Annotated in this window: 15 protein-coding genes and 1 riboswitch; of the genes, 7 read left to right on the top strand and 8 right to left on the bottom strand. The window is 53.9% G+C overall.

Features of this window, described 5'->3' with window-relative positions; all coding sequences use genetic code 11:
* Positions 1 to 123 precede the first annotated feature (123 nt).
* Both R3I13_RS03850 and R3I13_RS03845 read left to right on the top strand, forming a co-directional pair.
* Positions 124 to 3,249 (top strand): SusC/RagA family TonB-linked outer membrane protein, encoded by a 3,126-nt coding sequence (locus tag R3I13_RS03850; protein WP_346316604.1) that lies wholly within the window; start codon positions 124 to 126, stop codon positions 3,247 to 3,249.
* 20 nt (positions 3,250 to 3,269) lie between these two features.
* The gene (locus tag R3I13_RS03845; protein WP_346316603.1) at positions 3,270 to 4,778 is read left to right on the top strand and encodes a SusD/RagB family nutrient-binding outer membrane lipoprotein; all 1,509 of its coding nucleotides are present in this window, start codon (positions 3,270 to 3,272) and stop codon (positions 4,776 to 4,778) included.
* Positions 4,779 to 4,850: 72 nt separating this feature from the next.
* On the opposite strand, the gene R3I13_RS03840 is transcribed toward R3I13_RS03845, so the two are convergent.
* The 3 genes from R3I13_RS03840 to R3I13_RS03830 form a co-directional block, all read right to left on the bottom strand.
* The gene (locus tag R3I13_RS03840) at positions 4,851 to 5,780 is read right to left on the bottom strand and encodes an ABC transporter substrate-binding protein (RefSeq protein ID WP_346316602.1); all 930 of its coding nucleotides are present in this window, start codon (positions 5,778 to 5,780) and stop codon (positions 4,851 to 4,853) included.
* 61 nt (positions 5,781 to 5,841) lie between these two features.
* Positions 5,842 to 6,438 (bottom strand): DUF6580 family putative transport protein, encoded by a 597-nt coding sequence (locus tag R3I13_RS03835; protein ID WP_346316601.1) that lies wholly within the window; start codon positions 6,436 to 6,438, stop codon positions 5,842 to 5,844.
* An 18-nt stretch (positions 6,439 to 6,456) separates the two neighbouring features.
* Positions 6,457 to 8,367 (bottom strand): TonB-dependent receptor, encoded by a 1,911-nt coding sequence (locus R3I13_RS03830; RefSeq protein WP_346316600.1) that lies wholly within the window; start codon positions 8,365 to 8,367, stop codon positions 6,457 to 6,459.
* A gap of 53 nt (positions 8,368 to 8,420) precedes the next feature.
* A riboswitch (cobalamin riboswitch) is annotated at positions 8,421 to 8,644 on the bottom strand.
* Between the two features lie 47 nt (positions 8,645 to 8,691).
* Between R3I13_RS03830 and R3I13_RS03825 the strand changes: the two genes are divergently transcribed.
* On the top strand, positions 8,692 to 10,017 hold the full coding sequence (locus R3I13_RS03825) for an amino acid permease (RefSeq protein ID WP_346316599.1): 1,326 nt from the start codon (positions 8,692 to 8,694) through the stop codon (positions 10,015 to 10,017).
* 25 nt (positions 10,018 to 10,042) lie between these two features.
* Positions 10,043 to 11,203, top strand: coding sequence for a PLP-dependent aspartate aminotransferase family protein (locus R3I13_RS03820; protein ID WP_346316598.1), 1,161 nt, complete (start codon positions 10,043 to 10,045; stop codon positions 11,201 to 11,203).
* A 72-nt stretch (positions 11,204 to 11,275) separates the two neighbouring features.
* Here the strand turns inward: R3I13_RS03820 and R3I13_RS03815 are convergent, their stop codons facing one another.
* The 5 genes from R3I13_RS03815 to R3I13_RS03795 all read right to left on the bottom strand — a co-directional run bounded on the left by R3I13_RS03815 (position 11,276) and on the right by R3I13_RS03795 (position 15,067).
* Positions 11,276 to 11,926 carry a hypothetical protein gene (locus R3I13_RS03815; protein ID WP_346316597.1) on the bottom strand — a complete coding sequence of 217 codons (651 nt, stop codon included), beginning with the start codon at positions 11,924 to 11,926 and terminating at the stop codon, positions 11,276 to 11,278.
* A gap of 103 nt (positions 11,927 to 12,029) precedes the next feature.
* Positions 12,030 to 12,536 (bottom strand): hypothetical protein, encoded by a 507-nt coding sequence (locus tag R3I13_RS03810; protein ID WP_346316596.1) that lies wholly within the window; start codon positions 12,534 to 12,536, stop codon positions 12,030 to 12,032.
* Positions 12,537 to 12,771: 235 nt separating this feature from the next.
* Positions 12,772 to 13,404, bottom strand: coding sequence for a response regulator transcription factor (locus R3I13_RS03805; protein WP_346316595.1), 633 nt, complete (start codon positions 13,402 to 13,404; stop codon positions 12,772 to 12,774).
* Between the two features lie 64 nt (positions 13,405 to 13,468).
* On the bottom strand, positions 13,469 to 14,410 hold the full coding sequence (locus R3I13_RS03800; RefSeq protein WP_346316594.1) for an ATP-binding protein: 942 nt from the start codon (positions 14,408 to 14,410) through the stop codon (positions 13,469 to 13,471).
* A 375-nt stretch (positions 14,411 to 14,785) separates the two neighbouring features.
* Positions 14,786 to 15,067 carry a hypothetical protein gene (locus tag R3I13_RS03795; RefSeq protein ID WP_346316593.1) on the bottom strand — a complete coding sequence of 94 codons (282 nt, stop codon included), beginning with the start codon at positions 15,065 to 15,067 and terminating at the stop codon, positions 14,786 to 14,788.
* Positions 15,068 to 15,166: 99 nt separating this feature from the next.
* On the opposite strand from R3I13_RS03795, the gene R3I13_RS03790 reads away from it, so the two are divergent.
* The 3 genes from R3I13_RS03790 to R3I13_RS03780 all read left to right on the top strand — a co-directional run bounded on the left by R3I13_RS03790 (position 15,167) and on the right by R3I13_RS03780 (position 20,371).
* Positions 15,167 to 15,757, top strand: a complete 591-nt coding sequence (locus R3I13_RS03790) for a sigma-70 family RNA polymerase sigma factor (protein ID WP_346316592.1) — start codon at positions 15,167 to 15,169, stop codon at positions 15,755 to 15,757.
* Positions 15,758 to 15,827: 70 nt separating this feature from the next.
* Positions 15,828 to 16,721 carry a FecR domain-containing protein gene (locus R3I13_RS03785; protein ID WP_346316591.1) on the top strand — a complete coding sequence of 298 codons (894 nt, stop codon included), beginning with the start codon at positions 15,828 to 15,830 and terminating at the stop codon, positions 16,719 to 16,721.
* Between the two features lie 128 nt (positions 16,722 to 16,849).
* A complete protein-coding gene (locus tag R3I13_RS03780; protein WP_346316590.1) occupies positions 16,850 to 20,371 on the top strand; it encodes a TonB-dependent receptor in 3,522 nt (1,173 codons plus the stop codon).
* Positions 20,372 to 20,387 lie beyond the last annotated feature (16 nt).

The following is a 20,387-nucleotide window of genomic DNA, read 5'->3' as shown; positions in this document are numbered from 1 at the left end:
AATCTCTCGTGTTAAGTAATTATTATTTTAATATTTCTATACTGTTAATTTAGTAATACTTAACATTAGGGCAACACATGATAAGCACATTTGCATACCATTCCGCTTAATCTGTAACACCATATGCAACACATTTTACAACCTCAGCTCAGGGCCGTCATCCTGCTGCTTGCCGCTACATTCCTCTGTACGGCAGCCTGGGCCCAATCCCAGCTTTCAGGCCGGGTAATTTCAGAAGACCAGCAGCCATTGCCGGGCGTAACGGTAAAGGTAAAAGGCTCCAACACGGGGGCCGTTACCGACGCCGATGGTAAATTCAGCCTCAAAGCCGCATCCGACGCGGTTTTGCAATTCACCTTCCTGGGCTTTACCCCGCAGGACGTAGCCGTGGAAAACCGTTCTGTTATTAATGTAACATTGCTGCAGGACAAAAAAGCATTGAATGAAGTAGTCGTGACCGCACTCGGCATCAAGAAAGAAAAGAAGGCGCTGGGCTTTGCCGTGCAGGAAGTGAAAGGTTCTGAACTGGTGAAAGCGCGTGAGCCTAATGCCATTAATTCCTTATCCGGTAAGGTTTCCGGCCTGCTCATCGCGTCCAATCCCAGCCTTTTTGGAAATCCTGACATCCGCCTCCGCGGGGTGAAACCATTGATCGTGGTAGACGGCGTGCCTATCAGCTCCGATTCCTGGAACCTCAGTCCGGACGACATTGAGTCGTACTCGGTGCTGAAAGGTCCCACCGCTTCTGCATTGTACGGTTCACGCGGGGTGAACGGCGCCATCCAGATCACGACCAAACGTGGTACCACCGGTACGCGCGTGGAGTTCAACTCCAGCAACCAGCTCGAAATGGGCTACAACGCCATTCCCACTACACAAAACGATTATGGCCCGGGCGACTACGGCGAATATGCCTTCGGCGACGGCATGGGCGGCGGTGTGAACGATGTGGACTACAACCAATGGGGGCCGAAGTTCAACGTAAAAGACCCCTCCACCAAAAGCGGCTGGAAAGAACTTCCGCAGTTCGACAGCCCGATAGATCCCGCTACAGGCAAACCCATTCCTACTCCCTGGCTGAGCCGCGGGCCTGATAACCTGAAGAACTTCCTGCAGAACGGTTTCCTTTCCGTGACCAACATCGCCGTATCGTCGCGCAACGAAAAAACGGACATCCGCTTTTCCGCGTCGCATACTTATCAACGCGGACAGGTGCCCAATACGCACATCAACCTCACCAACTTCAACGTAACCGGCGGCATTAATTTTACCGAAAAGCTGCGTATGGAAGTGGCTGTGAATTACAATAAACAATACACGCCCAACTATCCAAACGTAGCCTACGGCCCGAACAGCTTCATCTATTATCTCACGCTCTGGGGCGGCGCAGACTTTGATGTGAGAGACCTGAAGAACTACTGGCAGCCCGGTAAAGAAGGCATCCAGCAATACAACTTCGAGTACTTCCGCTACAACAACCCCTGGTTTGTTGCGAACGAATGGCTGAGAGGATATTACAAAGACGATATCTACGGCTACGCTTCCCTCAACTACAAGGTGATGAAGAACCTGAACCTGATGGTGAGAACGCATATCAACACCTACAATCTTTATGAGAACAATAAACTCCCTTACTCCGCGGGCGCTTACGAGGCCAACCGGAAAGGGAAATACCGTGAATGGTATACCTACAACTTTGAGAACAATACAGATTTCCTGTTGAGCTACGACAAAGACCTGAGCCAGCGTTTCGCCCTTTCAGTGAACGCCGGCGCCAACCTTCGCACGCTGAACAACCGCAATATCTACGGTGAAACGGCGGACCTGCTCATCCCGATGTGGTATAATTTTGAAAACACCAGCGAACCGAAAAGGCCGACCAATTACACCGCCACCAAGCAGGTAGGCAGCGTGTATGGCGCGGTGGACCTGTCTTACAACGATTATCTCTACCTCGGCCTTACCGGCAGGATGGACAAATCGTCTACCCTTCCGCTGAAGAACAATGCCTACTTCTATCCTTCCGTTTCTTTAAGTGGTATTATTTCCGAAATGATAACGCTGCCCAAAGCGATCACCTTCTGGAAAGTGCGCGGCTCTTACGCCCGCGTGGGCGGCGACCTGGAGCTGTACAGTAATATCGCGAACTACACGCTGGGCACGCGCTGGAATAATATGCCATCCGCTTATTTTTCTGATAAGATCTTCAATGACGAGATCGAGCCGGCCTTTAGCTCATCCATCGAGATCGGGACGGACCTTCGCGTGCTGGACAACCGCATCGGTATAGACGCGGCCTGGTTCAGGAGCATAGACGGCCCGCAGGTGTTTGATAACCCCGTTTCCGAAGCTTCCGGCTTCGTCAGCAAAAAGCTCAACGGCCTCAAATACGAACGTAAAGGCGTGGAAGTTTCTCTCTGGGCAACGCCGGTAAAAAGCGGCAGCTTCAGCTGGAACGTAGCAGCTAACTGGTCTACCTACAAATCCATCCTGAAAGAGATCTACGGCAGCCAGCAGAAGCTGGGCAATATCAAAGTAGGCGAACGCGCCGATGCTTATTACACGACCGACTTCCAGCGTTCGCCCGACGGGAAGATCGTTTATGGCGCGAACGGCCTGCCCATCCGCGATCCGCTGCCTAAGCGCGTGGGATTCTTTACGCCGGACTGGTTCGGCGGTTTGACCAACACCTTCACCTACGGCAATTTCCGCTTCTCCTTCCTGCTGGATGGCCGTTATGGCGGTAAAACGCTCAACTATGTGAACAAGAAACTCTGGGAAGGCGGCCGCCACCCGGATGCCGCTCCTGCCGCAAGGGAAAAGGATGCGCTGCGCGACGGCAACAACAAACCTATCCCGCATTGGGTAGGCGATGGCGTTGTGATCATCAAGGGTGAGCTGAAAAGGGATGGCGACGGCAACGTGATCTCCGACACGCGCGAGTTTGCGCCGAATACCAACAAGACCACTTTCCAGGATTGGGCGTATAACTTAATGGGGGCGGACGTTTCCAATATCATCGACCAGACTTTCCTCAAGCTCCGCGACGTGACGCTCACTTACAACATCCCGGCCAAACAGCTGGCGCGCACGCCGTTCAAAACGGCTAACGTGAGCCTGGTAGGCCGCAACCTGCTGTACCTCACGAAGCATAAGAACATAGACCTGGACCAGTTCATTGAAGGCAACAACGGGCTGCAAACGCCGTCCGTAAAGAGCTACGGCATCAACGTAAACCTCGTATTCTGATCCGCAAAAACCATTTTGACATGAAACGCATTCCAACGATCATATTATGCCTGGCCATGGCTGCAGCCATGCCTGCCTGCAAAAAATTCGACACCCTGCAAGACAATCCCAACAAGCCCACCAGCTCGCCGCCCACGCTGCTGCTCACCGGCGTCCTCATCGATCTGAAAGAAAATCCCTGGGACCAGGCGCAGCGGGAAAACCAGTTCTGGGTAAGCAATTTCGATTATTATGCCAGCCAGGGCTACAACTGGGGCTCTACCGGCATGCGCTACGGCGTGCTGCGCAATGTGCAGAAAATGGAAGAAGAAGCCAACCGTTTGGGCGGCGATGAAAACAAACCTTACCTCATTATCGCGAAATTCCTGAAGGCCTGGTGTTATGTGGACATGGCGATGAAATTCGGCGATGTGCCCATGAGCGAAGCGATGAATGCTGCTTCAGACAATTTCACCCCGAAATACGATACCCAGAAAGAAGTGTTCGTGCAAAGCCTGAAGCTGCTGGATGAAGCCAGTGCCGAAATGCACGCATTCCTCACCGCCGCCGTGCGCAACAAGATCAGCGGCGACTTCATGCTTGACGGCGACCTGAACAAATGGCGCAAACTGATCAACACATTCAAGCTGCGCGTACTGATCAACCTCAGCAAGCGCGTGGATGATGCGGACCTGAAGATAAAAGAACAGTTCGCTGCCATTCTCAATGATCCCGCTCGTTATCCCATCATGGAAGGCAATACCGACAATTACAGCGTGATCTTCAATGGCAACATCCAGGAGAACCGTTACCCGCTCGGGCCCTACAACCGTGGGTTTGACCGTGGCCGCAACAACATGGGCGCCACTTACCTGGACACGCTGACCGCCTACCAGGACCCCCGCACTTTTGAAATAGCAGAACCGGTAGACACCGCCAAGGCGAACAACATCCCCGGTTATGCCACCAGGTTCAGTTCCTACAAGGGCGGCCGTACGGGCGACGTGCTCAGTGATCTCAGTTCACAAAATGCCAAGGGTTTTCTTTCTTATGGCAACGAAAAACGTTACTGGGCAACGGGCAGCGGCGAGCCTTGCATCCAGGTGGGTTACCCTGAGCTGTGCTTTACCATTGCAGAAGCGGTCCACCGCGGCTGGGCGCCCGGCGATGCGGAGGCCTGGTATAAAAAAGGCATCAAGGCATCTATGAATTTTTATGGTATTTCGGATGATGTGTTCAACGCGTGGTACACTGCTTCAGCAAAAGCAAAATACAAGGGCGTTAATGCGGAAGGCCTTTCGCAGATACTAATACAGAAGTACCTGGCCTTTTTCATGAACTCAGGCCGCCAGGCCTATTACCAGTACCGCAGAACGGGCATTCCCAGGTTCGATGTGGGCCCGGCCAACTCCAACGGCGGCCGCATTCCCAAGCGCTGGCTCTACCCGCAACGCGAATACCAGACGAACAACGACCAGGTGAAAGCCGCGCTGCAAAGGCAGTTCAGCGGTACGGACGACATCAACGGAGAGATGTGGCTGATCAAGTAGGAATATAGTTGCATGTAAAGTGAAACGGGCCTCAGTTGAGGCCCGTTCTTGTTTTGTCTCTGCTGAAAAAGGTTAAACTTCCTGCAACGCAAGCGTTCTGAACTTCCCCTTCAGCCTTTCCGGCGCCTCAAACACCTGCGGGTGAAAAAGATGAGCCAGTACTTCAACGCCATCTACCAGGGTGCTGGCGCTGGGTTGGGTGAACAGGTCGTAGTCCGCGAGATACACTTCATTGTTGCGCACCGCCTGTAAGTTATCCCAGCCGGGAACATTCGTGACGAGGTGCAGTTCTTCCGCGGAACGGCCTGTGAGGAAGCCGCAGGGCGCGATCACCAGCACTTCGGGATCGTAACGGAATATTTTTTCCCAGGGTGTAACGATGGAATCGCCGGCGGGATTGGACAGCATGTCTACCCCGCCTGCATATGCCACCTGGTAAGGGATCCAGTGACCGCAGTTGTACACGGGCGCCATCCATTCCATGATCATCACGCGGCGCAGGGGTGCGCGGTGCTGGCGGAGGCGGTCTGTAATATGATCCAGGCGCTGCTGCAGTGCGGCCAGGTAACGGTAGGCAGTGGCTTCCTCACCCAGGGCCTTGCCGATGGTGATGGCGCAGTTGAATACATCCGTGAGATTGTTGGGGCTGAGGCTTACCAGCTCCGGCTGTTTGCTAAGTTTATATACGGCCTGCTGCGTGCAATGCGTATCGATCTGGCATACTTCGCACACATCCTGCGTGAAGATGATGTCCGGCGAAATGCTTTCCAGCAAAGGCTCGTCTACATAATACAGGCTTTTCCCCTGTGCTTTGGAGGCGGAAAAGATGCGGTCTATTTCCTCGCTGCTGTAAGTATTTCCTTCCAGCACATAACGCACCACGCGCTGCTTTTCCGCCAGCGCAACGGCGGGGCACTCAAAGGTAATGCCCTGCAGCAGGTGCTGGAGGCCCATGTCGTAGATCATCTGGGTGGCGGCAGGGAGGAATGAGGAAGCGATCATGGTAAGCAGTTTAAGAGGATAAGAAGAAGGGCCGGCCATGCAGCCAGCCCCGGATGATATTTTAACGTACAGCCAGCGCCGGTATCTTTTTCTCCATGTAGGCGAACAGCCCGAAGAAAATGCCGCTGAATATAAGATTGCTCAGCAGCGTGTTCTTCAGGAACGGCAGCCCCAGGGTGTAGCACCTGATGAGCCCGGAAAGATCGCGGGTGAAAGGTTTGCCGGTGGTAATGTCCATATTGAACTCGCTCATGAACGTACCGAAATCAGCAAACAGCCAGTGCACAACGGCTGCCAGTACACTGGCCAGCACAATGTTGCCGACGCTGATCTTTTTGATCACGAGCTGCCCGATCAGCACGCTGGCGGCAAAACCGATGTAGATCCAGTACCAGCCGCTGAACATGAAGCCGTTGGAATAGGCTTTGTATACCGTTTGCATCATGATCACATCGCTGAGGAAAAGCGTGAGCAGGGGGAATACATATCCTTTCCATTTGTCCGCAAAACATGCGCCGCCAAACAGTGCCATGGCGCCTACGGGCGAAAAGTTGGAGAAGGGCGTGATATTGCCTGCGGCTGTGATGCGCAGCACGCCTGCCACAATGATGAACAGCAGCAGAACGAAGAAGCGGGGCTGTAGGTTCCTGATAGACATCTGTTGTGAATTTAAAGATTACAGTGAAAAGGATACGCCGGCGGCCATGTTGAAGCCCAGCACGGAATAGCCGTAAATTTCCCAGTATTTTTTGTTATTGGTGATATTGTTTGCGTTGAAGAAAATATTAGCCTTCGGCGAAAAACGGTATTCAACATACGCATCCAGCAAAGTGTAAGCTTCCAGCTGCACAACCTCCATCGGCTGCGGGAAAGGCGGGTAGTACTGGTCGTAGCGGCTGCCGGTATGCCTGAGGGTGCTGCTGACGAACAGGTGTTTGGTAACCTGGTAGCCTATATTCAGCGTGCCGGTATGGTTGGGGCGGCGCACCAGGTTGTTGTAGGTCGTGTCTTTACCGGGAACGTTCTGGGTGGTCACTTTGCCGTCTACATAAGCGTAAGTCAGCCGTACGTTCAGCCCTTTCGCAGGCTGGATGGCCGCTTCCACTTCGAGACCTTTATCGTGCTGCTGGTTGAAGTTCACGTATTTGTTGGTAGCGGGGATGAAAGCGATCACGTCTTTCATATCGCGTTTAAATACCACTGCGCGCAGGTTGAGCTTATCGTTCAGCAAAAAGGCCTGGGCGCCGGCTTCGTAGCTGGTAGCATGTTCAGGCTTCAGGTCTTCGCTGCCCCAGATGCTGTACAGCGCGGTGAGCGTAGGCGCTTTAAAGCCGGATGCAATGCTGGCGAAGATCTTCAACTTGTCCGATACCAGGTACGATGGATTGATCGTGTACGTAAAGTTGTTGCCGTATTTGGAATGCATGGTATACCGTCCGCCCAGCTCAAGGCTGAAACCGTGCAGGTTCCTGATAAAGAGGGCTGCATAAGGACTGGTATTGTACTGGTCGCGGATGCCGTAGGGGTTGCGGAAAGTAGTGTCGAACATCTCAGACTTGCGGTATTCCACGCCTGCCAGCGCCTGGAACCAGTCGGTGATATCGTAGTTGCCATACAACTCGCCGAAGTAGCTGCGGCCGTCGAGGTCAGTAACGCCCCAGGCGCTCTCGTCGCGGCGGGTTATTTTCTGATAGGCGAAATTGCCGTGTACCTGTCCTTTGCCATTGAGGTCATAATCCCCGCGGATGCCGGTATGGATCAGGTTGGACTTGTTGTTATTCTTCAGCGCATCCACAAAGGGGCCGCCGTCGTAGAGGCTTTTGTAATCGCTGTAAAAGAGGAAGGGGCGCAGCTTCAGGTGCTCTGTTGCCTGTATGCCCACGTTGGCCATAAACGCGTTCTGTTTGATGCCGTCGCGGTCGAATTGAGGATCTTTCAGCGTGTCAGGCGCGGCGGCTTCGGAGATGCCGTCGGTTTCGTAGTGCGTGAAATTCACGTTGTAATCCACGTTATCCTGCTGCCCGCGCAGGCCCAGCGAGCCTTTCAGGCTCCGGTTGCTTCCCCATACGAGGTCGCCGTAAGCGCTCACAGGTTTGTCTCCGCCTTTTTTGGTAATAATGTTCACTACGCCGGCAATAGCGTCTGCCCCATACATGGTGCTTTGTGTGCCGCGCAGTATCTCGATGCGCTCTACCATGTCTACAGGCAGCAGCCGCAGGTCGATGGCGCTGCCGGTGAGGCCGGTGGCGTCCGCTACGGGAATGCCGTCCATGAGAATGGGCGTGTACTGGCTGGTGGCGCCGCGGAAATACAATTCCCTGTTCTTGCCGGGATTAGAGCCCGCGCCGTTGATCACGATGCCGGCCTGTTCGTTCAATACATCGGCCACCGTGCGGCCTGCGCTCTGGGCAAGCTGCTGGCTGGTGATCACGGTGAGCACTTTACCGGTTTCGCTTTGTTTTTTGGCGAACTTGGTAGCGGTCACTACAAAGGTGTTCAGTTGGGAAACCTGCGCGGAATCTTGCGCGGAAGCTGCATAGCATATAGCCAGCAAGCCGAAAGTAAGCATTGAGCTTTTCTTTTTCATGTACGTCTATAGGTTGAATAAGTGCAACATGCTCTCTGCTTTCACCCGAAGCAGGGAATGGAAGGTAATGCGGCAGGTCTTCTGGCTTGCCCGCTTCCCGGAGGTACCTTCCCGCTCCAATATTTATCGGAACAGTGGCTGGAGGATCCCGGAAAACATCGCGCTGCATGGGATGCAGGCGGCGGGTTTACAGCTACGGGGATAGCTCCGGATTTACACCGGATTCCCTATTAATGCCCGATCAAGATCAGGGGCAACCGTTTACCGGGGGCAAACCTACGGATATTTTATGTAAATAAGCAGTTAATCGGTTATCTTGTAGTTATGAGCATTAAACCAAAGCTGGGCCCGTTCGACCTCACCATGATCGTGGTAGGGCTGGTAATAGGGATGGGTATTTTCAGGACGCCGGTGAGCGTAGCCCGGGAAACCGGCACCCCGTCGCTGTTTTTTATGGTCTGGGTATTGGGAGGATTGGTAACCCTTTGCGGGGCGCTCACTTATGCGGAAATAGGCAGCCGCTACCCCGTGGCGGGCGGGTTCTATAAAGTGCTGTCTTACGGCTTCCACCCCGCTTATTCTTTTATGATCAACTGGACGCTCCTGATATCCAACGCCGCATCCATCGCCGCCGTTTGTATCGTAGGCGCCGAATATATCGGTCCTGTGCTGCTCCCCGAAACCATCCAGCATGAAGGCGGCCGGAAGGCCATCGCCATCGGGGCTGTACTGATATTGTACCTGATCAATTTATCGGGCATCCGCATGAGCGCCAGCTGGCAGAATGTACTGACCGTCTTTAAGATCACGCTGGTATTGCTGCTGTGCCTGGCCGCATTCAGCAACAACATAGCGCCGCGTCAAACGGCAGCGGCTGTGGCTGCGCCTCACGGCTGGGCATATATCTTCGGCGCAGCGCTGGTGCCGGTCTTTTTTACTTACGGCGGCTACCAGCAAACGATCAATTTCGGCAGCGATGTAAGAGAGCCGGCGAAGAACATGCCGAAGTCCATCATGCTGGGCATCGGCATCATCCTGCTGCTTTATATCACAGTGAATTACGCGTACGTGAAAGTGATCGGCTTCGAGCAGCTGAAAACTACCGACGCACTGGCGGCACGTATGGCAGGAGCTTTTTTCGGGGAATATGGATTCAGGATCACGAGTGTGCTGCTGTTCCTCTCTGTGCTGGGATACGCGAACGTCAACCTGATGTCTAACCCGAGAATGTATTACGCCATGGCGGAAGACGGCGTGCTGCCGGGCATCTTCAAGCGGGTGAACAGCAAAACGCAGGTACAGGAAGTGGCATTGACAGTATTCGCTGCATTGGTGGTCGGGTTATTGTATTTCCTCAGCAATTTTGACACGATCATCCGCTACGTCATGCTGTTCGATTCCATCGGGCTGGCTTCGGCCGCGGCTACTATCTTTGTGTTAAGGAAAAAAACGGCGCACCTGGACGGGCAGGGTATTTACAAGATGAGGCTCTACCCCTTCATTCCGGCATTTTTTATCACGGTATATCTTTTTGTAACGGTCAATATTTTTATCACCGACCTGGGCCAGGCGCTGGGCGGCATGGTATGGTTTGTAGCAGGCCTGCCGATTTACATTTTCATGCGGTATGTTGTCCGGAAAAAATCCTGAACACGCAGAGCACTTAATTTGGACTATGGATCTATCTTATATTATCAATCAGTTAGGGGAAGACCGGGAGCTTTATTTCAACGCCATCGCCCCGCCCATCATGCAAACGAGCAATTTTGCATTCGATACCGTTGCGGACATGCGGGCGCTGTTGCAGGATGAGTATAAAGGTTTCCTTTACAGCAGGGGCAATAATCCTACGATAGACATCCTCCGGCAAAAGCTGGCCGCGCTGGATGGCGCAGAAGACGCGCTGGTATTCGGCAGCGGGGCGGCGGCTATTTTCGTGGCTGTGCTTTCGCAGGTGCAGCAGGGCGATCATATTGTTTGTGTAAAAGACCCCTACAACTGGGCCCGCCAGATCATGGAAAACATCCTTCCCCGCTTCGGCGTGCAAACCACTTTTGTAGACGGAAAGTGTACGGAGAATTTTGAGAAGGCCATACAACCCAATACCCGCCTCATTTACCTGGAGTCGCCCAATTCTTTTACCTTCGAATTGCAGGATATTGCGGCCATCACCAAACTGGCGAAAAGCAAAAACATCATTACCATTCTCGATAACAGTTACAGCACGCCTTTATACCAGCAGCCTGCCGGCCTGGGCATCGACCTTTGCCTGCAATCCGCTACCAAGTTCATCAGCGGCCATAGCGATACGGTAGCGGGCGTACTGACCGGCAGCAGGGAATTGTTGAGGAAGATATTCGTATCCGAGTTCCTGAGCGTAGGCAGCGTGATCGCGCCCTTCTCCGCGTGGCTGCTGCTGCGCGGCCTGCGTACGATGGAAATAAGGTTGAAACGCAGCCAGGAAAGTGCGCAGGACATTTGCCAGTGGCTCAAAAAGCAGCCGCAGGTAGAAAAAGTATGCTATCCCCTCGATCCTGATTTCCCGCAATACGAGCTGGCGCAACGGCAAATGAAAGGCGCGGCGGGTTTATTTACGATACAACTGAAAGCAAACAGCGCGGCACAGGTGGAAAGGTTTTGCGATGCGTTGCAGCACTTCCTGATGGCCGTGAGCTGGGGCGGGCATGAATCCCTCATTTTTCCGGCCTGCGCCGCCTTGCCTGAAGGCGGATTCCAGGTGGAGGAGCCTAAGCACCGGATGGTGAGGATATACATCGGGCTGGAAGAGCCTGCATTCCTGAAGGCCGACCTGGCCCAGGCATTGGCACAGATATGAATAAACGGAATAGCAAAGGGGCTGACCGGAATGAACGGTCAGCCCCTTTGCTGTATAATTACTTTACAGGTATCAACCCGGCATGCGGCTGATATATTTATCCATTTCCTTGATCTGGCTCACGATCTGGTCGGTTGTGGGCTTTTGCGCTTTTGCGCGGCGGAAATAATCTTTCGCGGTCTTAAAATCCCGGCGGCTCATGGCGATAGAGCAGAGGGTGAGCAGGGCTGCGGCGGTATTTTCTTTATCGGGCAGACCCAGCCTTACGGCTTTTTTCAGGTTGGCGTCCGCCGTTTTGATATCGTTCTTCTGGTAAGCAATCGTGCCCAGCTGGAAGTACTGCATGCCTTCGTATTCCTTCATGGGGCTGCCGGACTTGATGCTGGCCTTCACGGCTGCTTCGGCTTTATCGAGGTCCTGACTGTACATGGCCATATTGCTCTGCATCATGTAATAACCGCTGCGGATGGGCTTAATAAGCAGTTTGGGGAACTTGATCTGGTTCAGCAGGCGGTTGGCTGTTTCCACATCGCCCGCTTCCACGGCTTCCTGTATGAGGCGCATGGGGCCGAACAGGAAATGTGTGACGATGCAGATCACGGCCAATACGAGTACGATAGCGGCTTCCCACCAGCCGAAGGCCAGGCCCAGGGCAATACCGGCCAGCAGAAGCACGATGCCCAGGGGCAGGCGGTATTTGATAAATAAGTTAAATGCTTTCATAATAATTCTAAAAACGAAGGGCAAAGATACAATAAGAAAAAAGGAAAAAACGGGGCAAAATCCGCCCGCGCTTTTTCCTTTTGCTGTTTACAGGATTATTTTCTTATTGCCTGCTAAATGAATATATTATGTAGGCTGTTTTTCCTTCATAAGATACCGGCGCGCGCCATGTCATAGAGGCATTGTCCGCACTTTGCAGTTCCACGCGGTAGCCGTCCGTGATGTTTTTGGCCTTCACCCCGTCCATCAGTTCCTTGAACTGTATCATGATCTGGCCGCCCTGGTTGAGGGTGCTCCAAACGATCTTCTGGGTGCCGGTGGGGCATCCTGCGCCGGTGGCGTTGAGGGTGTAGGAGCCATAGGCGTTGCTGGGCAGTACCCAGTTGCTGCCCTGCAGGCAGTCCGGGGGGATGTTGGAAAATACCGTTTTGATCTTGGCAGTGGAAGGGAGGCCTTCGTAACTCACGTTATTCAGGGTCCACTTGCCGGTCGCACTTTTTTTCATGCCGCTGGCCGTTGGTGCAGAAGCGCCCTGTTGTGAAGCGCAGGCGCTGAACAGCAGCATTGCTGCCATGGGTACCATTAAGAAGCGGGTCAGTTGCTTTATCATTTTTTGGATGTTTAGTGCATAGGTAACAAATTTCCGGCCAAAAGTGTTGCATGCAATGAAGAATGGGCACACGCGCGGTGTGCCCTTTTGGGGAACAATGTGATGTTATGGGAAATAATTTCCTGGGAGACACAAAATTGAGGAAGTTCAAACCGGTATGCAATCACATAAGGATGTGGTTTGCGGAGGGCGCCCGGCAAATGCGCCGGCTAACGGGAAGGAACAGGGCGGCCCGTTACACGAGTTTATCCCTGAAAGCTTTCGCCACGGCTTCTGATTTGGAATTGACGTGCAGTTTTTCGTAGATCTTTTTGATATGCGAGCGCACGGTGTCTATAGAGATGAATATTTCAGCAGCGATCATCTTGTAGCTGTACCCATTCACCAATAACTGCAGCACTTCTTTTTCGCGCCCGGAGAGATTGTACAGCTCGTTGCGGTCTGAAGGCTGGCGGGCAAACAGCTGCAGCACCTGACGCGCAATGGAAGAGGTCATGGGCGCGCCGCCGTTGTATACGTCCTGGATATGGTCCAGCAGTTTTTCCGGGGGCGTTTTTTTGAGGAGGTAACCGTCTGCACCTGCTTTGATGGCCTCAAACACGTGCTGGTTGTCGTCGAACACGGTGAGCATGAGTATAGGCAGGTTAGGATGCTGGCTGCGCACGATGCGGAGGCCCTCTATGCCATTGGTTCCCGGCATATCAATGTCCATCAGGATAACGTCGGGGAGCAGCTCGCTGGTCTGCTGCAAAATATGATCGCAGTTCCTGAATGCGCCGCATACTACATAGTTGGGTGCTCCACCGATCAGTAAGGTTAAGTTCTCCCGCAGCTTGGTGTTATCTTCGTATAACACGATTCGGATCATATCCAGGGGTATTGTTAGTGCTTCATAAAGGTAAGTTGCAGCCCGCATTCCGCCAATCACATACCTATGTGGTGGGAAACATCAGCGTGATCACGGTGCCTTTGCCGATCTGCGACTGTATGCTCAGCTGCCCGTTCATACGGTAGGCCCTGCGCTGCATGTTCATCAGCCCGTCTCCTTCGCCCGCCTCGTTCACATTGAATCCTGCGCCATCGTCCTGTACGCGCAGCACCAGGCGGCCTTTCCGCAATTGGATGCGTACGTCCACGAAAGTGCAGCGGGCGTACTTGGCAATGTTGGTAATGGCTTCTTTGTAGATCATAAAAAAATCATGACGGCTTTCCAGCTTCAGCTTGCGGCTGTAGATTTTTTCGTCTATGGAAAAAGTGAGCCCGATCTGCCGCGCTTCGAGCAGGCCGGTGGTAAACTCACGCATGCGGGCGATCACGCGGGGCGTGCTGTCGTTCAGCGGGTTGATGCTCCATACTATGTCGTCCATGCTTTCCATCATGCGTGTGGTGCTTTCCCCGATCTTGACGAGGAAGTCCTGGGTCTTGGCAAGGTCCAGCTGCACGGCTGTGCGCTGCGCCATGCTGCTCATAATGTTGATGGAAGTGAGGGTGGAACCTATATCGTCGTGCAGGTCGCGGGCAATGCGGCGCCGCACTTTTTCGGTGGCCAGCAACTGGTTCACGCGAAGGCGGTGTATGACATAAATAACCCCGCCGATGAGCAGCGCCAGCACGGCATAGAACCAGCCTTTCTGCCACAGGGGCTTCTGCACCTGCATCATCATGGCCGGCCCTTCACTGTTCCCGCTATGCATATAGCCGCCAGCGCCCGGCCATATGTGGTCCTGGTACACGGCGTTCACATGATCGCGCAGCCCGTCTTCCACCGTAATGCGCGTGTACAGGCAGCTTTGGGGCATGGCTTGTGCGGGGAGGAACTGGAGCACAAACAGCATGACGGTCATGAGGGGCATATCCTTATTGGAGCATTGCATAATCAACTGATCCTGTAAAATTAAACGGTTTGGCCGGTTATTCAGACAGCCGATGCGGCGAAATGGCGATTTCACATCTTTATGTGGTTGAATTGCAGTACAGGCTGTATAAATTTGCATGCAAAGGAAGCCAGGACCGGCAAACCCCATGTATTGGCCCAAAAAGATATTCAGCCATTTACATAACAATGATGCCCTTCTCCCGCCGCATGGCAGGGGAAAATGAGAACTGTAACAGATTGAGGAACCTTTCATAGCAGGTGCAGGCAGGGTACCGGCACAGGTACCCCGGCCCGCGCCGCAAGACATTCAACTGCCTTATAGGAATATGCTGCTAATATAACGGGCGCGAGCTTCAGCTTGTGCCTTTTTTCTTTAATCTCCGCCACCACCACCGTCTCCGCCACCAGAGTCCCCGCCGGAATCTCCGCCGCTGTCACCCCATCCGCCATCTGCGCCGCCACCGCCTCCGCTGCCGCCGTCGAACCCGTCGAAGCCGCCCGTGGGCTGGTGGTGATGCGTTGTGTCGAAATGCGTGTAATCTGGGGTAAAGCCGGCTTCTGCATCGTTGCCAGCCCCGCGCCGCCGGTTCCTGATAGCGAGGTAGATGATCAGTATCCAAATGCCGGACATCACTATCCAAAAAATGCCTATCATGGGTAATGAGATATTATTCATTTTAAAGATAGCCATTCTTTTCCCGCAGAATCGTTATTTTACAGGACAGTTCCACAATCAAAACCCAGATCATCACTCATGCCGGGTACCTATGACCAAGGCGAGGACCTGACCAGTTACTGGGAGGCCGTTTTGCAGGAAGATACAAGAGCTTATGCGCACATCCACAGCCATTTGCACCCGGTACTGTTCCGGTACGCGCTTGCCATGCTTGGAGACGAAAGCCTTGCGGAAGATGCCGTGCAGGAAGTGTTTATCCGCGTATGGTACCGGAAAAAAGAAACCGGCTCCCTGCGCAATGTGCGCGCCTTCTTTTTTATTGCGCTGCGGCGGCAGGCGCTCAACCAGCTGCGCGGCATCAGGTCCATGCAGATATTGCCCGGCGAAGAGCCGGACATAGAATTTTCCCCGGAAGACATTATTATCGCGGCTGAGCAGCAAACCGAACAGCAGCTGAAACTCAGCCAGTACCTGAACCAATTGCCCAAAAGACAGAAGGAGGTGATCTATCTCCGTTTTTATGAAGAGCTTTCCTACCCCGAGATCGCCGAGATCATGAAGGTCAACTACCAGAGCGTGATCAACCTGGCGCATAAAGCCATTGCCCAGCTGAGGAATTTAATGGGCCAGGCGCCCCTTTGGTGGCTGTTTTTCAAAGTGTTAACCTGATCCCTCAAAAAAAGTTCTCCAAAAAAGAGTATCAAAAGGTATATCCCCGTGTCTTCTATGAAAACACGTTATGGAAGATCAGTCTTTGCCGCAGGACCCCGGGAATGCGCCCTTCCGCTTCCGCCGCCGGCAGGTGCCGGAGGAGCAGACGCAGGAAAGCTGGCGCAGTATCGAGTCCCGGCTGAGCCGCCAGCGCCCCGGCGCCATACGCCGGAGGATACTGCGCGTAATGGCCGCTGCGGTTACTCTTCCCCTCATAGCCTACGCTTCATATTTTATCTACTGCCACCTCGTTTCCGGCGGCATGACGGAATACCGTACCGCTTACGGCGAGATCAGGCAGGTGCTGCTGCCGGATAGTTCCCTCGTTTACCTGAACGCCAATTCCACCCTGCGCATCCCTGAAGAATGGAATGCCGCTGAAAGCCGCGCCGTATGGCTGGAAGGAGAGGCTTATTTCGAGATCACGAAAAAGCCCGGCGCCGGCAACGCGCGTTTTATCGTGCATGCCAAGGAAATAGATGTGGAAGTGTTCGGCACCAAGTTCAACGTGAATATGCTCGGCGCGCGCACCACCGTATCTCTCAAGGAAGGCAGGGTGCAGCTCACGGCCAATGCGCCCATCAGCCAGGGCCCGAAGGTGATCATGATGAAGCCGGGAGACGAAGTGCTGGTAGATAAAGACGCTTCGCAGCTGAAAGAATCCGTGAACACTGAGCTGATCGCAGACTGGCGTAACCACCGCTATCATTTCGACAACACGTCCATAGCAGATATATCCACGATGATATTGTCCAAGTTCGGATATGAAGTGATCATCGCTGATCCGGAAATTGCGCAGAAACGGATCAGCGGCGACCTGTATGCCGAGAACATTGCACAATTGAGCAGGGCGCTTTCCCTGACAATGAACATCGAGATCGAAGAGAAGGACCATCAGCTGGTATTTTCCGTGAAAGAGTGAAGGAATAATACCGATCAAAAAACAGCCCGGAACGAGAGAATTGACAGCCTTGGAAAAGGTCTGAAAGCCCGAATAATGTCAACCAAAAAATAAATTTTTGTTTTACCCGCGTTAAAAATTCCCAATTTATGAATGCTAACTATTTGCTGAAAACGGCCATGCTGGTTGCGGCCTTTACAGCCGCTGCCAGCGGGTCGTACGCTGAAACCAGGCAGGACGTGGCCTTTAACAGCAAGCCACGCCCCGGATGGCAGCAGCCGGCTAAAGACAAAATGCAGCAGAAATCCCTCGTGCAGCTACTGAAGGAGATCCATAAGGATTATAAAGTGGATCTGCTGTATGAAGCCAAAAAACTACCCAAAGTAAAAGTGAATTTCACGCCTTCCGCTTACGACAACGTGGAAGAAATGCTCCGCGCGCTGCTGGTGCCGCATGGTTTGCAGGCACAGGCCGTGCAGCCCAATACCTGGGCGATCGTTCCGCTGAATGAAAATGATAATAAAGTTCCCCGCCCAAAGTCCCCCGGCCCCGCAAAGCAGGAGGCGAACGCTGAGGAACATGCTGCCCAGCCGCTGCTGCGGCTCAACGGCGCAACCAGCATGATGGTGAGCGGCGCCATGGTAGACACTGCGCGGAAAGTTCGTGTATCCGGCAGGGTTACAGACGGCGAGAGCGGCACGCCGCTGCCCGGAGTGTCTATCCAGGTGAAGGGAGAAATGCGGGGCACCCAGACGGATGGCGATGGTAAATATTCGCTGGAAACAGTGTCCGGCAAAACGTTGCAGCTGTCGCTGCTCGGTTATGAATCCAAGGAGATCGTCGTAACATCCGACCGTACGGTGGACCTGACGATGGACGTATCCAACCGCGACCTGAACGAAGTGGTGGTGGTAGGCTACGGCAGCCAGCGCAAGAGCCTGGTGACCGGCGCTATCTCTTCCATCAAAGCTGCTGAGATCTCCACCGTTTCTTCCAGCCGCATAGAACAGGCCCTGCAGGGACGCACCGCAGGCGTAACCGTATTGCCCGTTTCAGGCTCGCCCGGCAGTGCCATGCGTGTGCGCATCCGTGGTACGGGCTCCAACGGTTCTTCAGAGCCGCTGTATATCATAGACGGCATGCGCGCAGGCGGCATCGAATACCTGGACCCTTCCGAGATCGCATCCGTGGAAGTACTGAAAGACGCTGCATCAGCGGCGATCTATGGCGCGGAAGGTGCGAACGGCGTAGTGATCATCACCACCAAAACCGGCCACAAGGACCTCACGCCACGCATCGATTTCAGCATGCAGTACGGCAGCCAGCGCATCAAAAATCCCATGAAGATGATGAACGCTGAACAATACAGCCAATACCTGGCAGACGCGGGCGTAACGGTAGACAGGCCGAACCCCGCAGACTGGAAAGGCAAAACCGGCACCATGTGGCTGGATGAGATCTCGCAGAATGCTCCCGTACAGCGATACGCGCTCAACGTCAGCGGCGGCAGCGAAAAATCTTCCTACCTCCTCGGCGGCACCATTTATGCGCAGGACGGTGTGATCGGCGGCGACAAAGCGCGCTTCAACCGCTACACCGTGCGCCTCAATACAGACCACCAGGTAAAGCCCTGGCTGAATATAGGCAACAGGCTGAGCTACGCTTATCATAAAACGAACGGCATTACGGAAGACGATGAATTCGGCTCCGTGATCAACAACGCCATCCTGCTGGATCCCACCATGCCCGTGGTATTCACCGGCGCGCTGCCGCAGCGTGTGCAGGATGCCATCGCCGCGGGATATTCCCTCATCAAGGACCCTCAGGGACGTTACTACGGCGTGTCTGACTACGTTTGGGGCGAAGCCGGCAACCCGCTTGCCCAGATGGCCATCACGCACAATTTCACCACCCAGCATAAAGTAGTAGGCAATGTATACGCTGAGCTGGAGCCCATCAAAGGCCTGAAAGTCACCAGCCGTTTCGGGCTGGACGCCGCTTTCCAGCGCAACCACGCCTGGACGCCCACTTTCTGGTGGTCCAGCGTGCGGCTGAATACCGCATCCGGTACGATAGACAACAATGAGAACTGGTACAACTGGCAGTGGGAGAACTTCGCCAATTACAACCGTAAATTCGGCCGCCACGACGTAAGCGTAATGGCCGGCATGAGCTCCCTCCGCCGCGGTTATGACCGGCTGAACGGAACTACCTCCGGCATGTTCCGCGAAGACGATAAATTCTCTTACCCGGACTTTGTGCCCGACGACCAGGACCGGCTGAACGGCCTTGCCACGAAAACCTCCATGGTGAGCTATTACGGCAGGATCCAGTACGATTACAACGGCAAGTATCTTTTTAACGCTATCCTGAGAAGGGACGGATCGTCGCTGCTGCCGCCGGCCAACACCTGGGGCACATTCCCCTCGCTGTCTGCAGGCTGGGTAGCCAGCAACGAAGCCTTCTTCCCCGACGGCGTGATGAACTACCTGAAACTACGCGCCAGCTGGGGGCGGAATGGCAGCATCGCCAATATCAGGATCGGTGACTGGAAGTCGCTGATCACCACGGAAGGCATCGGTTTCCCCGACCTCAATGATAATTTCCTGGTGGGCGCAGAGCCCGCGGGATTGGAGAACCCTTACCTGAAGTGGGAAGCCAGCGAGCAGCTTGACTTTGGTGCAGACATGGGTTTCTTTAACAACCGCCTCAGCCTCGTGGTGGATTATTATAACAAACTCACGAAAGGCTTGCTCACGCCCGGCACCGTACCCGGTTTTGTAGGCAACGTGCTGCACATCGTGAACGGCGGCGATGTAAGGAACAAAGGCTGGGAGTTTGAAGTGAGTTACCGCAACGACAATAGCAAGGCCTTCAAATTCGAGATCGGCGCCAACCTCACTACTATCAAGAACGAAGTGGTGTCGCTGAATGAATTCGTGGACAGGATCCCCGGCAGTGAAGTAGGCACCGGCTGGAGGGCGTCATGGTTCGAACAGGGCCAGCCTATCTGGTATTTCAGGGGCTTTAAAACGAATGGCATTTTCCAGACGCAGGCGCAGGTAGACGATTTCCTGAAGAATCATAGTACAGACCAGGGTATAAAAGTGGGCGATCCCATCCCGGTTGATACAGACGGCAACGGCGTGATCTCCGACGGGGACTATCAATATATCGGCAGCCCGCATCCCGACTTCGTGTACGGCGCCCGCCTTACCGCATCGTATAAAGGTTTCGACCTGATGGTACTGGTGCAGGGCCAGCAGGGGAACGACGTGCTGATGGGTTTCAACAGGATAGACAGGCCCACGGCCAACCGCCCCGAATTTTTCTGGACGGATCGCTGGACGCCTGAAAACAAGACCAATGCATGGTTTGCGCCCAACTCCGGCAGCAAATACGCTTACAACAGCGACAAAATGCTGTTCGACGGTTCGTATACCCGTATCCGTCAGCTGCAGCTCGGTTACACGCTTCCGGCCAGCCTGCTGAAAAAAGCGCACATCCGCAATGCGCGGATCTACGGTTCGCTGGACAACTATTTCACCTTCACCAAATACAAGGGAATGGATCCGGAAGCCGGCAGCAACGAGAACAACAGCCTGGGCATCGACCGCGGCGTATACCCGATCCCCCGCACAGCTATCGTCGGCCTCTCATTTAGTTTTTAACCTGAATTCCAATCAT

It is taken from the genome of Chitinophaga sp. YIM B06452 (assembly GCF_039655965.1).
In the GTDB taxonomy this organism is placed as follows: domain Bacteria; phylum Bacteroidota; class Bacteroidia; order Chitinophagales; family Chitinophagaceae; genus Chitinophaga.
The sequence above is the reverse complement of the archived record's forward strand: the minus strand, read 5'-3'. Positions and strand labels throughout refer to the sequence as shown.

Coding starts and splice junctions, on each gene's coding strand:
- R3I13_RS03850 (WP_346316604.1), top strand. CDS start 124: ATGCAACACATTTTACAACCTCAGCTCAGGGCCGTCATCCTGCTGCTT.
- R3I13_RS03845 (WP_346316603.1), top strand. CDS start 3,270: ATGAAACGCATTCCAACGATCATATTATGCCTGGCCATGGCTGCAGCC.
- R3I13_RS03840 (WP_346316602.1), bottom strand. CDS start 5,780: ATGATCGCTTCCTCATTCCTCCCTGCCGCCACCCAGATGATCTACGAC.
- R3I13_RS03835 (WP_346316601.1), bottom strand. CDS start 6,438: ATGTCTATCAGGAACCTACAGCCCCGCTTCTTCGTTCTGCTGCTGTTC.
- R3I13_RS03830 (WP_346316600.1), bottom strand. CDS start 8,367: ATGAAAAAGAAAAGCTCAATGCTTACTTTCGGCTTGCTGGCTATATGC.
- R3I13_RS03825 (WP_346316599.1), top strand. CDS start 8,692: ATGAGCATTAAACCAAAGCTGGGCCCGTTCGACCTCACCATGATCGTG.
- R3I13_RS03820 (WP_346316598.1), top strand. CDS start 10,043: ATGGATCTATCTTATATTATCAATCAGTTAGGGGAAGACCGGGAGCTT.
- R3I13_RS03815 (WP_346316597.1), bottom strand. CDS start 11,926: ATGAAAGCATTTAACTTATTTATCAAATACCGCCTGCCCCTGGGCATC.
- R3I13_RS03810 (WP_346316596.1), bottom strand. CDS start 12,536: ATGATAAAGCAACTGACCCGCTTCTTAATGGTACCCATGGCAGCAATG.
- R3I13_RS03805 (WP_346316595.1), bottom strand. CDS start 13,404: ATGATCCGAATCGTGTTATACGAAGATAACACCAAGCTGCGGGAGAAC.
- R3I13_RS03800 (WP_346316594.1), bottom strand. CDS start 14,410: ATGCAATGCTCCAATAAGGATATGCCCCTCATGACCGTCATGCTGTTT.
- R3I13_RS03795 (WP_346316593.1), bottom strand. CDS start 15,067: ATGATAGGCATTTTTTGGATAGTGATGTCCGGCATTTGGATACTGATC.
- R3I13_RS03790 (WP_346316592.1), top strand. CDS start 15,167: ATGCCGGGTACCTATGACCAAGGCGAGGACCTGACCAGTTACTGGGAG.
- R3I13_RS03785 (WP_346316591.1), top strand. CDS start 15,828: ATGGAAGATCAGTCTTTGCCGCAGGACCCCGGGAATGCGCCCTTCCGC.
- R3I13_RS03780 (WP_346316590.1), top strand. CDS start 16,850: ATGAATGCTAACTATTTGCTGAAAACGGCCATGCTGGTTGCGGCCTTT.